Source organism: Acinetobacter thutiue (genome assembly GCF_030385805.1).
Classification (GTDB): domain Bacteria; phylum Pseudomonadota; class Gammaproteobacteria; order Pseudomonadales; family Moraxellaceae; genus Acinetobacter; species Acinetobacter corruptisaponis.
Map to the genome: position 1 here is coordinate 42,701 of NZ_JAUDZE010000007.1, position 15,704 is coordinate 58,404.

The 15,704-nt window shown below is 43.9% G+C and carries 15 protein-coding genes; 6 read left to right on the forward strand and 9 right to left on the reverse strand.

The window, feature by feature from the left end; genetic code table 11:
- Positions 1 to 30: 30 nt before the first annotated feature.
- Positions 31 to 1,836, reverse strand: a complete 1,806-nt coding sequence (locus tag QTA56_RS13450; RefSeq protein WP_267981502.1) for an ABC transporter ATP-binding protein — start codon at positions 1,834 to 1,836, stop codon at positions 31 to 33.
- Between the two features lie 64 nt (positions 1,837 to 1,900).
- Positions 1,901 to 2,650: a hypothetical protein gene (locus tag QTA56_RS13455; protein WP_267981503.1), complete on the reverse strand. Its 750-nt coding sequence runs from the start codon at positions 2,648 to 2,650 to the stop codon at positions 1,901 to 1,903.
- Between the two features lie 176 nt (positions 2,651 to 2,826).
- Between QTA56_RS13455 and QTA56_RS13460 the strand changes: the two genes are divergently transcribed.
- The 5 genes from QTA56_RS13460 (at position 2,827) to QTA56_RS13480 (ending at position 7,945) form a co-directional block, all read left to right on the forward strand.
- Positions 2,827 to 3,522, forward strand: coding sequence for a DsbA family oxidoreductase (locus tag QTA56_RS13460; protein ID WP_267981504.1), 696 nt, complete (start codon positions 2,827 to 2,829; stop codon positions 3,520 to 3,522).
- Between the two features lie 396 nt (positions 3,523 to 3,918).
- Complete coding sequence (locus QTA56_RS13465; protein WP_267981505.1) at positions 3,919 to 4,104, forward strand: hypothetical protein; 186 nt, start codon at positions 3,919 to 3,921, stop codon at positions 4,102 to 4,104.
- Positions 4,105 to 4,115: 11 nt separating this feature from the next.
- Entirely contained in the window at positions 4,116 to 5,540 is a 1,425-nt protein-coding gene (locus tag QTA56_RS13470) for a hypothetical protein (RefSeq protein ID WP_267981506.1), read from the forward strand.
- Positions 5,541 to 5,863: 323 nt separating this feature from the next.
- Complete coding sequence (locus QTA56_RS13475; RefSeq protein ID WP_411956105.1) at positions 5,864 to 6,925, forward strand: hypothetical protein; 1,062 nt, start codon at positions 5,864 to 5,866, stop codon at positions 6,923 to 6,925.
- A gap of 135 nt (positions 6,926 to 7,060) precedes the next feature.
- Entirely contained in the window at positions 7,061 to 7,945 is an 885-nt protein-coding gene (locus QTA56_RS13480; protein ID WP_267981509.1) for a selenocysteine synthase, read from the forward strand.
- Positions 7,946 to 8,038: 93 nt separating this feature from the next.
- On the opposite strand, the gene htpG is transcribed toward QTA56_RS13480, so the two are convergent.
- The 5 genes from htpG to QTA56_RS13505 form a co-directional block, all read right to left on the reverse strand.
- Positions 8,039 to 9,958 (reverse strand): molecular chaperone HtpG, encoded by a 1,920-nt coding sequence (gene htpG, locus QTA56_RS13485; protein ID WP_267981510.1) that lies wholly within the window; start codon positions 9,956 to 9,958, stop codon positions 8,039 to 8,041.
- A 105-nt stretch (positions 9,959 to 10,063) separates the two neighbouring features.
- Positions 10,064 to 10,411, reverse strand: coding sequence for a lysozyme inhibitor LprI family protein (locus tag QTA56_RS13490; protein ID WP_267981511.1), 348 nt, complete (start codon positions 10,409 to 10,411; stop codon positions 10,064 to 10,066).
- A 136-nt stretch (positions 10,412 to 10,547) separates the two neighbouring features.
- Positions 10,548 to 11,150: an OmpW/AlkL family protein gene (locus tag QTA56_RS13495; RefSeq protein WP_267981512.1), complete on the reverse strand. Its 603-nt coding sequence runs from the start codon at positions 11,148 to 11,150 to the stop codon at positions 10,548 to 10,550.
- Between the two features lie 499 nt (positions 11,151 to 11,649).
- Positions 11,650 to 13,071: a Na+/H+ antiporter family protein gene (locus QTA56_RS13500; RefSeq protein WP_267981513.1), complete on the reverse strand. Its 1,422-nt coding sequence runs from the start codon at positions 13,069 to 13,071 to the stop codon at positions 11,650 to 11,652.
- Between the two features lie 121 nt (positions 13,072 to 13,192).
- Complete coding sequence (locus tag QTA56_RS13505; RefSeq protein WP_267981514.1) at positions 13,193 to 14,068, reverse strand: alpha/beta fold hydrolase; 876 nt, start codon at positions 14,066 to 14,068, stop codon at positions 13,193 to 13,195.
- 93 nt (positions 14,069 to 14,161) lie between these two features.
- On the opposite strand from QTA56_RS13505, the gene QTA56_RS13510 reads away from it, so the two are divergent.
- Positions 14,162 to 14,668: a DUF4442 domain-containing protein gene (locus QTA56_RS13510; RefSeq protein WP_267981515.1), complete on the forward strand. Its 507-nt coding sequence runs from the start codon at positions 14,162 to 14,164 to the stop codon at positions 14,666 to 14,668.
- 66 nt (positions 14,669 to 14,734) lie between these two features.
- On the opposite strand, the gene QTA56_RS13515 is transcribed toward QTA56_RS13510, so the two are convergent.
- Entirely contained in the window at positions 14,735 to 15,094 is a 360-nt protein-coding gene (locus QTA56_RS13515; RefSeq protein WP_267981516.1) for a YMGG-like glycine zipper-containing protein, read from the reverse strand.
- A 230-nt stretch (positions 15,095 to 15,324) separates the two neighbouring features.
- A complete protein-coding gene (locus QTA56_RS13520) occupies positions 15,325 to 15,690 on the reverse strand; it encodes a DNA transfer protein p32 (protein ID WP_267981517.1) in 366 nt (121 codons plus the stop codon).
- Positions 15,691 to 15,704: the final 14 nt, after the last annotated feature.

The following is a 15,704-nucleotide window of genomic DNA, read 5'->3' on the forward strand; positions in this document are numbered from 1 at the left end:
AAGACTTTTCCAACAGGATGATGAACATGGCTAACTGTGCGTTTCCTCCTCATCATCGCCCTCAAAGGTCTTGGAAATTTTCTCAATATTGAGACTCTTTGCCATCGCATCAAAGATATTTTTATACACACCCTGTTGCTGGTAAAGCTGATGATGTTCACCATGCTCCACAATCATGCCGTCCTGCATCACATAGGTATAATCGGCATCAATAATCTGGGAAAGGCTATGCGAGATAATGATCACGGTACGACCCTGCTTGATCTCATCCAGACTATGCTTGATCTGTTCGGTTGCAATCGCATCAAGGCTTGCAGTGGGTTCATCCAGAAAAATAATTGGCGGATTCTTCAGGAACATCCGTGCAATGGCTATACGTTGCTGCTGCCCCCCCGAAAGTAATAGGGCATCGGACTGATAAGCCTGTGGCAACTTCAAAATCTGCTCATGGATGGAGGCTTTTTGAGCGGCAAGGATAATTTCGTCCTGTGTTGCATCCATCTTGCCATAGCGAATATTTTCCTCAATGGTGCCCTGAAAGATATGGTTCTTTTGCAGCACCAGACCAATATGGTCACGCAAATACTGGGTGTCGATTTGGTTTAATGGCGTGCCGTTGAGCAGGATTTCTCCCGACTGCGGTAAATAGAATTTATCCAATAAACTGATCAGAGTTGATTTACCTGCCCCCGACAAGCCCACCAGTGCAGTGATCTTGTTTGGCTGTATGGTCAGGTTAATATCTTTCAGTGCATGAAAACCATTGGGATAGGAAAAATTCACCTGTTTCAGTTCAAACCTGCCTGTCAGTGGCTTTGGTTTGAGCTTTCCAGAGGTTTCAATTTCATCATCGGCTTCCAATATCTTGAAGAAGCTTTCCGCATAAATCATCGCATCATTTACTTCATCATAGATGCGGTGCAATGAACGGATGGGTGCAGACACGTTATTAAACAGTAGGATATGAAACATGATCATGCCTATGCTCATATCACCGACCAGCACAAAATAAGCGGTCAGGATGATAATAAACACCACGCCAATCTGTTCAATAAAGGTTTTTAGTCCATCAAATAAAAAGCTGAGCTGACGGGTATGCATCTGGTTGTCAGTAAGCTGTTTTTGTAGGCTGAGCTGTTTCTCGGCCTCGATTTGTTCACGGTTAAAGGATTTAATAACGGTAATGGAATTAATAATACTCAAAATACCCTGACTTTTACGCTCGCGGCCATCACGTAAATTGCGCCGTGTTCCACCCAGTTTCTGTGCCTGCTTAAAGGTAATCCAGAAATAAATCGGCACAATGCACAGCGCTACCAAACCAATCCAGACATTGGCATAGAACATCAGGCACAGCGCAATAATGGCACTGCTAAACAACGGAAAAATATCAATAAAGAAGATCTGAACCAGTCGGGTAATGGAGCCAATGCCCCGATCAATACGGGTTTGCAATTTTCCCGCCTGATTGTCATCTTGGGTAAAGAAAGCCAGCCGATATTGCAGGAATTTGACGATGATGGCCTGCGCCACATCCTGTGCAACCAAAATCCTTAACTTCTCCCCAAAAAATTTCTGTCCAAACTGGATGAAGATATTGATCACTTCCTTGGACAATAAAATCACACTGATGGTGACCAGAATATGCCCGCCTGCATTCAAACCCTGTCCCGATTCAACCACGGCATTGATGCGGTCGACCGCATACTGCAAGGTCAACGCATTTACCTGTGCAGTTAAGGCACCGATCAGTGTCAGCACCAGCGTCACCACAACCAGTAACTTATAAGGCAATACAAAAGGCCTGACCTTATAAAACAGTTCTAACAAATTCATACCTTAAAATTCTTCATTTCAAATGGGTTGATTTAGAGCTTCCTTATAATAATTTGCAGTTTACTTACAGTTCCTCCTCCAACACCTCGGCATTATTTTTCTTAATTTTCTCCATCTTGCTGTTCAGCCTGAGAACTTCCTGATAAAGCGTATTAAACTTTTTCACCTGAGAGGTCTCATGAAACAGAATGGTTTTATCTTTGCGCTGCCACTGGCTGTTTTTCAGCATATCAAACATGGCCTGTGCCTTGGTAATGATCTGCTGCTCAATCGGAAAAATGTCATGGGCCTTATCCGCTTTCAGGTTGTTCTCCAGTTTTTCTTGCAGCGACCTTCTCATGTCATGGTGGATCGCAAGGCTTTTTGCCTGTTCAAGTGCGCGTAACTGGATATGCTGCCGTTCCTGTTCATATTCAGCTGAGATTTTATTCACATCAGCCAGCATTTGTTCTGTTTCCCTATAATTCCGCTGGCGATCCTGATCCAAACGTTCCACATCTAAAAACGTGTCCCAGTGCACTTCTTTCAGTTGCCGTAAATAATGGTTACGCTCCTCAATGTTTTGCATCCAGTAGGTGAGCAGGAACTCAGACATCACCTTGTAATCACCCGACAAACGCGAATCATGCACATCCAGCTTTACAGGAGCTGACCAGTCTTGCGCCTGATCATAGAGCTCACGCATTTTCTCCGCCATCACCACCTCAAACATTTGCTGACTGTTGACCGCATGTTGTTGCAGACGATGTTGATACAGGAAAAAAGAACCGATACAGCTCACCAAGAGCGCAAGAAAGAATAAAAAACGGCGCATATCGCCTCCAGATTTAATTATATTTTTTATGTTGTAAAACCCAGTCTAATCAATAACAGGCCTCTGTTTTATCATTTTTTATTTCAATTCTCGTAACGGAGCATTACATTTTCATCGCTTTAAATTCAGTGGCTTCGCCCCTATTATCTGTTTAACTAGAATTGAAGAGATACGCCATGCGTGTGGATATTTGGTCAGATGTGGTCTGTCCTTTTTGTTATATCGGTAAAAAACGTCTTGAGCATGTGGCGGCAGAGGCAGGTATTGAACTGGAGGTGCATTGGCACAGTTATGAACTTGACCCAAACGCGCCTGCAAAACATGAGGGCTCCAATACTGAGCGCCTAGCCAGGAAATATGATCGAAGCTATGCCGAAATGGAGGAGATGGAACGTAATGTAGCTGCAATGGCGGCTACTGAGGGCATTGATTTTCAATGGCAGAAAGCCAACTCAGGCAACAGCTTCAATGCCCACCGCATCATTCATCTGGCACAGAGCAAGGGTCTGGGCAATGAGGCGGAAGAGGCCTTTTTCCATGCCTACATGACTGAGGGCCTGGCGATTGGTGAGCGTGAGGTGGTTGAGGAAATTGCCTCACGGATTGGTTTGGACAATGCCGAAGTCGAGTATGTGCTTGATTCAGATGAACTGGCCGATTTTGTTCGTCACGATGAAAAAATTGCCCGCGAACAGCTCAACATCACAGGGGTGCCGTTTTTCGTGTTTGACCAGAAACTCGCACTTTCTGGCGCACAACCACGTGAGATTTTCTTGCAGGTGCTGCAACAGGCCCAGTCAGCAATAATAGAAATTGAGCAGGATGATGCTGCGCAATGTAATGATGAAAGTTGCGAAATCAAGCCTCAATAATGCTGGTCATTGATTGGGTAAGCTTCAACATCAGGCCGAAGCTTACCCATTCATATACAGACCTGTATAATTTCTTTTTATATCAACCTTTTATCATCAAAAAACCACCTTTTATCCACGGTCATCATTCCGTCATTTTTTAAGCGCTCCTGTTTGCTGGGCTTTTCACCAGCAGATATGTGCGGCTGGTCACAACTCAGCCATAAATTTACAGATACAATTTAGTTTTGTGATCTAATTAACCGATGCATACTTTTAAAATGTTTTTATTTTCAAAGCTAAACCATGAACAATTTCTCTATTTGGAATAGCTAAATGAGATTTTTTACTAACTCATAGGCTATGGATTTTGCATTGTTTTCTTCTATAATCGTCATAAAGTGACATTCTTTTGTTATGGAAATGCAAGCGTTACAAGCCCTCATTAACGGTCAGACCCAACCAGAACAAATATGCATTGAACAGCTTGTAACGTGGGCGAAACAGCATACTTCAACGACTACAACTGAATACAAACTGTTAGAGATTGCTGTCAATATTGTACTGCTTCACTATTTAAAACAGGCTCAAGCCTATCTCTAAGGAAACTATCGATGGACGTATTAGAGAAAGCTCTTTTGGTTGATGAGCTCAAAACTCTCATTGATGGGCTCAATGACAATAAAACTTCGCTTTTTGAAATTGCAAAATCAAAACAACGTATTAAAGACATTTGTGCATCTTGTGACGATCCTGCCTTTCAGGACCAGTTGATTCCGTTTAAACAATTTATCCAGAATGAAGAGTTTTCCGCAGAAGAACTCGCAGATTATGGCTACGCCATGACTTACCGTGGCACCTTTAACTTTATGGGGCGCGTCGAGAATGCCCTGTTCGCTTCTGGGGACATGGGCTGGGCCGCGTTACGTCAGGCACAGCACTGGCAAGTCTGGGTGATTCGCCCAGCCCTGTCTTTCCTTAAAAGCCCGTGGATGAACTCATCCCAGGATGCGTTAAATTGGCTACAGCGCCATGCCAGCGACTATGTAAAAACAGATGACGAGCTTGAACACCTCATCCCTGTTCTGGAACCCATGCATCAGAATTCAACAGATGCCCTTTCAGATCAGGCAGCCCATAAGGATGCACTGTCGATAATGAGAGAAGAAACCGAAAACTTTCAGTCACAGTTGGAAGCGATTATTCAGGAAAAAATCCAGCCTGTTGCATCCACAGCGACCACCACACGTGCCAAATCAAGCTTTAAACAGAATGTGCGCCCTACAGCGAACCTGAACAAGGCCAAGCCGATCGCACTGAAAGACTTCAATCTGGATGGTTTGCTGTGCCGCCTGGAACGTGTTGACGCACGTACATTCCCTTCGCTTTACCGTGTTGATCTGCACAATGACATTGACCAGAACATTAAAATTGACTGGCTCTATCTCAAGGCAGAAAATGACGCACAGCCAATCTGGGAATCTGCACAGGTTTTTATTGCAGAGCAGTTGTATGCACAGGGCCAGTTCTCGCATTATGTGGTGCTCGTGGGTACACACAACATTGAATATGCGACCACCATCCTACAGGCCTATACCGACCAGCGTCACACCAGAACCAGCTCGATCCACCAGACCAGCTGGACAAATTTCAAGCAGCATTACCACCAGCATGAAACCCTGTTTAATGAATGTGTCATGAATGGCACACTGGTCTGGCAGCGCGACCAGCGGGTATATCCTTATATTCCCGTATCATTTATCAATACCCAGAAATTCATTCCATTCGAGGAAACTGCGGCAACGTTCCTGACCCCTGTTATCCTGTTAAGGGAACGCCAGAAAATCCGCATCATTCACGGTTCAGAACGCGTTAGGCTATCCAGTGAAGACCAGGCCTATCCATATCTATTGCTGGACCGTGCCGAGGGATATACCTGGCAACTGATCCGTCAGGTGATTAGCCGCCTGCCACAACCCATTTCCGTACATGACCTTTATCAGGCACTGGAAAGCAGTGCGGCATCAGAATCATCTTAAAACCATTCTAAATTTTACCTCTCAGTCCATCATTTTCCCTGCAATATTTCAGTTGTGGTTGGAGATGATGGACTTTTATTACAATCCATTATTTTCCACTGATTGACCTGTTCACTATCTACCTCTGAAACATCTTCCAACCAAGTGTCAACAAGCTTTGTTGATATGACTACTTTTTGTGTCTATCACTTGATTTTATTCAGTAAATCATCAAGAGTGGAGTCAAGAACAATATATAAGCCTGCATTATGATGATTTTCCCAAAAACAGTGTCACGACCTCTATTTTATAGCTTTATGGCGTGTTCTCTAGGTTCAGCCAGCGTGGTCTATGCGGCTTCAAACACTGAGCCACAGAATCCACCGCAGCCCCAACCTCCACAGACGGAAGCGGCGACATCTGAAAATTTTCTGGACTATATTCCAAAATGGGTGGATGCGACCCCAACTGTTTTTCCTGAACAGTCCAATCAGCCAATTGTACCCCCAACGGCGGAAACGGAAGACAGAACATGGATTGACCGCAAACAGCGCAATATCCGCGAATGGGCTGACCGCACCTCAGTTAAGATTGATGACTGGTTTGGGGAGATAGATCCAGAAAAGCCTGCTTCCGCCACCATCCGTTTTATGCTCGACAACTACTGGAATGAATACGACAATTACGAGGTGAAACCCCGTATTCGAGGGAAGATTAAACTTCCCACTCTGGAGAAACGCCTGAGTCTGGTCTTCGGTGATGATACGCTGGACGATGAGTTTGACAACAATATTGCCAACATCAACAATCAACCGAATCAGGATTCCAGCAAAAAGCTTGATTCCAAACAGGCGCGGGATAACAACGGCTCTATTGCGCTACGTTTTTCAAATTTTTCCAAACGACTACCTTTTGAGACCGATGCCGATATTGGTATCCGTTCAGGTGATGATGTCTACCTACGCTTAAGGGCTGAAAAAAACTGGACCCTACGCAATGACTTCCATTTCAACGCCGAACAGATTTATCGTTACGGCAGTGATAGTGAAAACTACCTGCGCACCAATCTGGAACTGGTCCACGCACGTCCCAACCAGCCTTTTTTATCCAACCAGTTTAGCCTGATCTATGCCGATGAACAGGATGATGACCTGACTTGGGAAAACAGGACATTCCGCCAACATCAGTTCTTTGCCCACAATAATTTCAACTATGGCATTTATACTGGTGGTTACTACAATGACAACAACCTACGCCTCAATAGTTGGGGGCCTTTTGTTTCATGGCGTCAGCCCCTATGGCGTGAATGGTTCTATGTGCAGGGCGACCTGAACTACTTCAATGACCACCGCGAAGACCGTAGCCATTATGTCAGCACATTCATTCGTCTTGAAACCCTATTTTAAACACAGCTAAACTAGGCAACAGCCCAATCAATATAGCGATTGGGCTTTTTCATTTGTAAAAATTATTTCCTCAATAAATATAGGTTTAAGCTTTGTTTACTATATTTATCCTCTTTTATTTTTCTTCATTTCAGCATGAATCAACAATACGCCTTGCCTGTGTATTTCTTGATTGTTGGCAACCTGTGTCTGGGTTATCTAATCAGCCCATTCTTTCCCATATTTTTACCCTTAAACAGACATGTGGTTCGCTCACCCATTTCCATCGCTAAACACTCTTTTCAACGCCAATACCACCTAATCCACACCTTAACCTGCACCACGCCTGTAGACTTCAACAATGAGTCAGGTGATGAACAACTCAGACAGGAACTCATGCAGGTATTTGGTGACGATTCATTGTGGCAACGCGCACAACAGCCCCAAACCATAAAGAAACTGGGAAAAAATACCAAGCATAGTGCGCATAAAACCATAGCCACAGCAAATCCGATCAGTGCAGGCTGGTCAACCCTTTCAGGCTGGCTACCCTTTAACAATGATCTTGATCTAGGCACAAATTCTGACACAGATATTTATGTCCAGTTTTTAGCAAAGAAGAACTGGGCCTTAGCCTCAGGTATGCATCTGGATACCGCACAAATCTTCCGCTATGGTTCAAGCAGCAAGAACTATGCGGAAACCAATCTGGATTTAACCCAGCAGCTTAAGTATCACAGCCTGTTTTCAACCCAGTTGAATGTCTCTAAAAGCCAGAATGAAGAATATACATGGAGTAACCGTACGTTCCAGAAACTATCGCTGCTGTCCAAAAACAATATTAGCTATGGTGTTTTCAGTACGGGTGACTATGAAAACAGGGAGCTGCGCGTCAATGAATGGGGACCTTACTTTTCCTGGAAACGCCCCGTCTGGCGCAACTGGATCTTTATGCAAAACGATATTCATTATTTAAATATTCCATCCGATAAACAGGACAATCATTTCAACTATCAAATGTCCTTTGAGATGCATTTCTGATGAAAATATCAGCACAACTGTGGATAACTTTAATGTTATCCATAGAGACAAAAAACCTCTGACGGATCAGAGGTTTTTTTATTATTTAAGGGCTTACTTCAACAATAGGCTATTGATGCGTTTGACATAAGCCGCTGGGTCTTCTGGCAAGCCCCCCTCCGCAATCACCGCCTGATCAAAAATCACATTGGCAAGGTCATCAAACTGCGCTGAGCTTTCCAGTTTTTTCACCAATGGATGTTCAGGGTTAATTTCCAGCGTTGGCTTGCTTTCAGGAACCGCCTGACCTGCCTGTTTCAGCATACGGATCAACTGTGGAGAGAGTTCACCCTCACTGGTGACCAAACATGCAGGTGAGTCAACCAAACGGGTGGTCACACGGACTTCCTTGGTTTTGTCCTTCAATGAAGTGCTTAAACGTTCCACCACAGGTTTAAATTGTTCAGCCGCTTCCTCAAGCGCCTTTTTCTCATCCGCATCCTGTAAATCACCTAAATCCACCGCACCTTTAGACACGTTCTGTAATGGCGTACCATCAAATTCAAAGACAAAATTCATTGCCCACTCATCGACACGGTCTGCCATGAGTAACACTTCGATGCCTTTCTTCTTGAACACTTCAAGCTGTGGTGAATTTTTCGCGGCGGTTAAGTTATCCGCTGTTACATAATAAATGGCTTTCTGCCCCTCTTTCATGCGGGCTTTATAGTCAGCCAAAGAGGTTGAGATTTCATCATTGGTCGATGTCGCATAACGTAACAGCTTTAAGATACGCTCACGGTTACCCGTATCTTCACCCAAACCTTCTTTTAACACTGAACCAAATTCAGTGTAGAACGTCTTGAATTTTTCCTGATCTTTCCCATCTTCCGATTTTGCCAAGCCATCCAGCAAGGTCAGAACACGGCGGGCATTGCCCTCACGAATGGTTTTGACATCGCGGCTTTCCTGCAACAACTCACGGCTGACATTCAATGGTAGGTCGGCACTGTCCACCACGCCCTGAACGAAACGCAAGTAGTTTGGAATCAGGTTGTCTGCTTCATCCATGATGAATACACGTTTAACATAGAGCTTGATACCCGCCTTTGCCTCACGGGTAAATAAATCCTGCTTCGCCTGACTTGGGATATACAGCAGCTGGGTATATTCGGTACTGCCCTCAACACGGTTGTGTGCCCATGCCAATGGCTCAGCAAAGTCATGGCTGAGGTTTTTATAGAACTCGATATACTGTTCGTCAGTAATCTCGCTCTTGCTACGGGTCCACAACGCACTGGCCGAGTTAATTGCTTCCCATTCATCGGTTTTGACCATCTGGCCGCCTTTAGGCTCTTCACCCTCGGCAACCTCTTCCTCTTGCCAGACCTCTTTTTGCATCTGGATTGGCAGGCTAATATGGTCTGAATATTTATTGATGATCTGTTTGACTTTCCACGATTCAAGATAATCAAGCGCATCATCACGTAAATGCAGAATGATGTCGCTACCACGACTCGCTTTATCAATTTGCTGAACTTCAAATTCGCCTGTACCGCCACTGATCCAGCGCACACCCTCGGCCGCATCCAGCCCCGCACGACGGGACTCCACCGTGATTTTATCGGCAACAATAAAGCCTGAATAGAAACCCACACCAAACTGGCCAATCAGTTGCGCATCGGCTTTCTGGTCACCTGTCAGTTTGGACATAAAGTCCTTGGTGCCTGACTTTGCAATGGTACCAAGGTTGTCAATCGCTTCCTGCTGGCTTAAACCAATACCATTATCTGAAATGGTCAAGGTCTTGTTGTCTTTATCCAGAATGACACGAACGTGCAGGTCTGGATCATTTTCATAATATTCAGGATGGTTGATCCCCTCAAAACGCAGCTTATCGCAGGCATCCGATGCATTGGAAATCAATTCACGCAGGAAAATTTCAGGATTGGAATAGAGGGAATGCGTCACCAAATGCAATAACTGAGCAACTTCAGCTTGGAAACTATAATTTTTTGAGGCTTGTTCACTCATAAATCACTCCTTATTTGTGAGGCTTAAATTTAGAATGATTTATGAATGGAGTATTTCCATGATTTTTCAATCCTTAGGACTAAATTTTTTTATACGCACCCGCCATTAAAATGGTCCGTGACTCAGCACGCGATCCTGCAACAACTGGTCAAGCTGCAACTGTCGCTGTGCATAGGCACGTTTCAGGCATGGTGTATTGGCCCCACAGGAATTACGCTGCTTTAACCACTGGAACTGCTTGTCCTTTTCTGCATCCCGCCCGCCCATTGGCAATGCATGCAGAATAATCTGATAGGTGGTTGCCAGTTTTACATCAGCATCATTCAGCCCAATATTCTGGCAGATTTGCTGTTCAGCTTTTAATTTGGCGGCTTTACAGGAGAAACTTGCCGCATGTGCCTGTGGCAAGGCCATTAAGGAAACCCATACTCCATAGGCCAGCAGTTTGTTCATACCCTTTACTCCACATGACTTTAAATTATTTCCAGCATACAAAACTCCATGTTTTCAACCTGTATCTGTTTTATAGCCAAATTGCAAAATAAAAAAGCCTCGCGTAACTGCGAGGCTCCTCATGTAAAGGCTGGGTTTAGAATTTATAACTATAGCCCAGCGTGTATACCATTGGATTAATATCCAAATCGGTGAGCTTGGTACCATTTATTTTTACTTCAGGGCTGAGCTGTGCGTAACGCGCATCAAAGAACACACCCCAGTTTTTCGCATCGGCTGGCTGGAAAGTAAAACCCAACTGCCCAGCAAAACCAAAGTCTTCTTTTACTTTTACCTTATCCCCAGCCAAAGGACCGACACCTTTCTCATCCCATGCCACAAAAGCTGTACCACCTACCCCAATATATGGCGTAAAACCAGTTGCATTTTTAAAGTTATATTTTGCAGTGATAGTCGGTGGTAAATGTTTAAGCTTTGCCACCTTGGTGCCATCCAGACTCACATCATGTGAGATTGGAGTTGCCAGCAAGATTTCCGCAGAAAATGGCGTATCACCCAGGAAATACTCTACCGATGGGGTAAATGCATATTCATAATCTGCCTTTAAAGTGCCCAAGCCAGTGATTTTTGTCTCATCTGTGGGTGAAATTACACTGCCACCCACCTTAACCTGAAAACCGCCAGCAAATGCAGTTGAAGACAACCCCAATAATGTAATAACTAATAATTTTTTTAGCATTTAAAAAAACCTCTTTAATCAAAATTTCAACCTGTATTTAATAATAATCATGTCTTTTTATTTTATGCAATACATATTAATTCCGACCAATTTAATTATTTTTACAAGCATCTGATTAACAACAATATAAATTTGTAAAGATATGTAATTATTTATAAATCAAACCAATTCACTAGGATTAACCAATTGAAAACCAAGTATTTTTATCAGAATTAACCAGCTTAAAGATATATTTAAAATAAATCTTTTAAAGTATACACTAAATAAATTTAGTTTTATTACAAAATAAAATCAGAACTTAATATAATAAACAGCAATAAAAGACAAAAAATGTCACTTTATTTCTTCCATGATAAATAAATAGCAATTATTCATATTAAGGTAGTTTAAAATAAATATGGTTATTATTTAACAACCATAATTATTATATTTAATATAAATGATATTTTATTATTTCTTAATATAAAAAATGGTTCCTTATGGAACCATTCTCTATTCATTATAAAACCATTGCGGCAATCCAGCCAAAAATAAGCAGTGGGATATTAAAGTGTATAAATGTTGGCACAACAGTATCCCAAATGTGATCATGTTGACCATCAACACCCAAACCAGCGGTTGGTCCCAAAGTCGAATCAGAGGCAGGTGAACCTGCATCCCCCAGTGCCGCCGCTGTTCCAATCAGCGCAATGGTGGCCAAGGGTGAGAAGCCAAACTGTACACACAAAGGCACATAAATCACTGCCAGCACAGGCACACTTGAGAACGAAGAACCAATGCCAATGGTGACAAACAAACCAATAAACAGCATCAGGAATGCAGCCAACGCATGATTGTCACCAATAATGTGCACCACGCCATTGACCAAATGGTTAATATCACCAGTGTGGGTCATCACTGAGGCAAAACCCGCCGCCGAAATCATGATGAAACCCACCAGCGCCATCATACGCATGCCCTGTACAAACACATCATCAGCATCCTGCCATTTAAAAATGCCAGATGCCGACAGTACTGCAAAGCCGACCAAACCACCCAAAATCATTGAACCCGAATACAACTGTGCCACCAAGGTTAAGGCGATGGCAAGCAGGGCCATCAACATGGTTTTCTTCGAGATATAAGGTACATTCCCTGCTTCATGCCTGAGTTCTTCAGCATCCGCTTTCAGGTCATAATCCGACTGTGCAGTTGCCCGAAGTGGCTTGTCCAGGTCAATGGTGGTGACAGGGCTGATTGAGCGGTCAATATAGTCACGTGGCTTGCGGTAGCTGACAAACACCGCCACCAGCGTACCGATCACCATGCCCAGCACAGGAATCGCCATCCCCAATGGCATCATGCCACGCTCGACATGCAACCCATAGGCCGCACCAATCTTGTTGATATTCCCCATCAGAATCTGTTCAAGGAAAATCGCACCAAAACCAACTGGCAGGAAAATATAGGTCCCAACCAGACCCAGCGTCAGTACACACGCTGCTGCCCGTCGGTCCAGCTTTAGGTGGTTCATCACCTTTAATAATGGCGGCACCAATACTGGAATAAAGGCGATATGTACAGGGATCAGGTTCTGGGAGAAAATGGCTGCAATCAGTAAAATGGTCAATAAAAGATATTTCACCTTTTTTTCCTGACTTTTCCCTGCTTCCATACCTAATAAACCAATCAGTTTATGGGCAAGTAAATCAGGCAGGCCTGATTTTGAAAGCGCCAATGCAAAAGCACCGAGCACAGCATAGGCCAAGGCAACTTCAGCACCATCCCCCAGCCCTGCATTAAAGGCTTCGACCGTTTGAGAAAGGCTTAGACCTGCGACCAGACCGCCAATAATGGCGGAGACCACCAATGTGAGAACAACAGAAACGCGTGCCAGTGACAGGATAAACATCACGGCAATCGCAATGACGACAGCATTCATGAAAAAATTCAGGAGCAAAGAAAAGGCGACATTCTAGCAGATTCATGAAAACCTAGCTGAAAATATCGCCGAATTGTGATCGTTCTTATGTGATTTTTATTCTGAATAATCCGCTAAAGCCTTAGGCCGCCTGACGCTGGATAAATTGACGGATCAGTTCAGCAATCTTTTCTGGCTGGCTGAGTACCGCCCAGTGATTGGCATCCAGCTCGGTATATTCAAACTTCTCCACCCATTTTGGCATGGATTCCGTAATGTATTCAGGACTGACAAACGCGTCGCGCTTTAACACAATTGCCTGTACAGGACACTGTGCATAACGCTGGCGTGGCTGGGTCAAGGATGGAATAAAGTTGGCACGGTACAGGTTAATTCCATATTTACCATCCGCCACAATATTGGCATTCAATGGTAGATCCTGTTTTTTCTCCAGACCACTTAAAATCTTGCCCCATTTCTCTGGACTAAAGAATGTCCATACTGTTGGTGCAAGCAATGGTAAATGGAATGCACCGATGTACCATGATTTAGTCAGCATCTTCAAGACATTGCTTGGAGCAGACTTAAATTTCTCACGTAGATACAGAGAGGCGTGGTCCAGACAAGGTCCTGAAATGGTGGTATAGGACAATAAGCGGCCCTTTAGTTTTGGCTCAGTTGCCGATTCCCAAGACTGTAGAGAACCCCAGTCATGCGCTGCCATATGGAAACTACGGTTTGGCAGAACCTGATCAACCACTTCCTGCAAATCCAGCGATAAACGTGGTAAACGATAATCCTTGATGCGTTTAGGAATGGAAGACAGCCCTGCACCACGAACATCGTAGGTCACGACAAAATAGTCATTTACCAACTTCTCAATAATCGGTTCCCATACTTCCTGATTGTCTGGATAGCCATGTACCAGCACCAATGGTGTCTTTTTCTCATCACCCCATGTTTTGACACAAAGTGTTTGCTGATCAGATGTGGTGACGGTTTTTACTTGTACTTGCATAATTCCTTCCCATTTTGTTTTCAGTCGGCATGGTCATAAAACAGCCATTGCCAGCGATACAATAAAAATGATACTTATGGAGTATGAATAGAGTTGCAAGAAAAAAAATTGACCATGAAAGACATTTTCAAAAAAATTCGAACCATTCCTGTGGTTTCCAAATTTATGATCAATCACTACTCCCCTTACCGTGGTGCAGGAATCGCAATTGAAACCATTGATCTGGACAATTACCACATCCGTGTCAAAATGCCGCTCACCCGAAAAAACCGTAACATTGTTGGGACACATTTTGGTGGCAGTTTATATTCAATGGTTGATCCATTTTATATGCTGATCCTGATGCACCATTTAGGCCATAAATACATTGTGTGGGATAAAAGTGCCTCGATTAATTTCCTATCACCAGGTCGCAGCACCGTCTATGCGGATATACAGCTCAGTGCCACTGAAATTGCGGAAATTAAGCAACTGGCTGAAAATCATGAACCTGTGTTTCGAAACTATACATTGAATATTGTGGATGATGCGGGAACGCGAATTGCAGAAGTTGAAAAGGTTTTATACATCCGTCGTAAGAAACCCAAAGCCAGCTCTTAACCAGTCTTTTTTCAAATAAAATGCCTGCAATCAGTTGCAGGCATTTTTAAATCAATCAGATAAAACTTATTTTTTCTTTTCCTGAATGGCTGCACCAGCACCACCACCGATTGCACCACCAATCGCAGCACCAGAATCACCACCAAAGATTGATTTACCGATTACGGAACCAATACCTGCACCAATGGCACTGCTTGTGGTTGAGTTGCTGCTGCCACCCTTGGCGTTTGCACCGACACCTGCGCCCGCTGCCGCACCGACACCTGCACCAAGACCACCACCCACATGATTACCTACGCCACCACCGACAGCACCACCAAGCGCCGCCGCACCAATACGCTGGTCAGATGGGGTCATATTCTGGCAGCCTGTAAACATCACTGCTGATAACATCAAAGTAGAAATTAAACCCATTGTTTTTTTCATGACTATACTCACTCCTGTTCGGTTCTACTAAAAAGCATAATCTTCTTTTATGGGGAGTTTGATCTTATTGTGTTATTAGAATGTCCCAATCGATTAATGTTTTGTAAAGACTATCCATTTTTTATCATCATTAAATTGACGCTTTAAATGACAAAAAGAAGCCCTTATCCTAGACAAGGGCTTCTTCCTAATTTTTAAACAATACTTGGCGTACTTCTAAATTCTAGTATTTAGTATTTGCCTTTTTTCTCACCATAAGCTGCGCCAGCACTACCGCCCAGTGCTCCACCTACCGCAGCACCAGCCTCTCCACCCAGAACCGCACCACCCAGAGCCGCACCCACACCAGCACCAATCGCACTGTTTCTGGTGTTTTTACTATTCGCACCTTTTGCATTGGCAGCAACACCCGCACCAATCGCCGCACCCAGTCCAGCGCCAATATTACCGCCTAAACCTTTTCCGACAGCACCACCTGCACCACCACCAATGGCAGCCGAACCAATACGCTTATTTTCTGGACTTACATTTTGGCAACCCACAAACAATGTGGTTGTCATTAGACCAACACCCGCAATCATCATCATTTTTTTCATTAGAACTTCTCCTC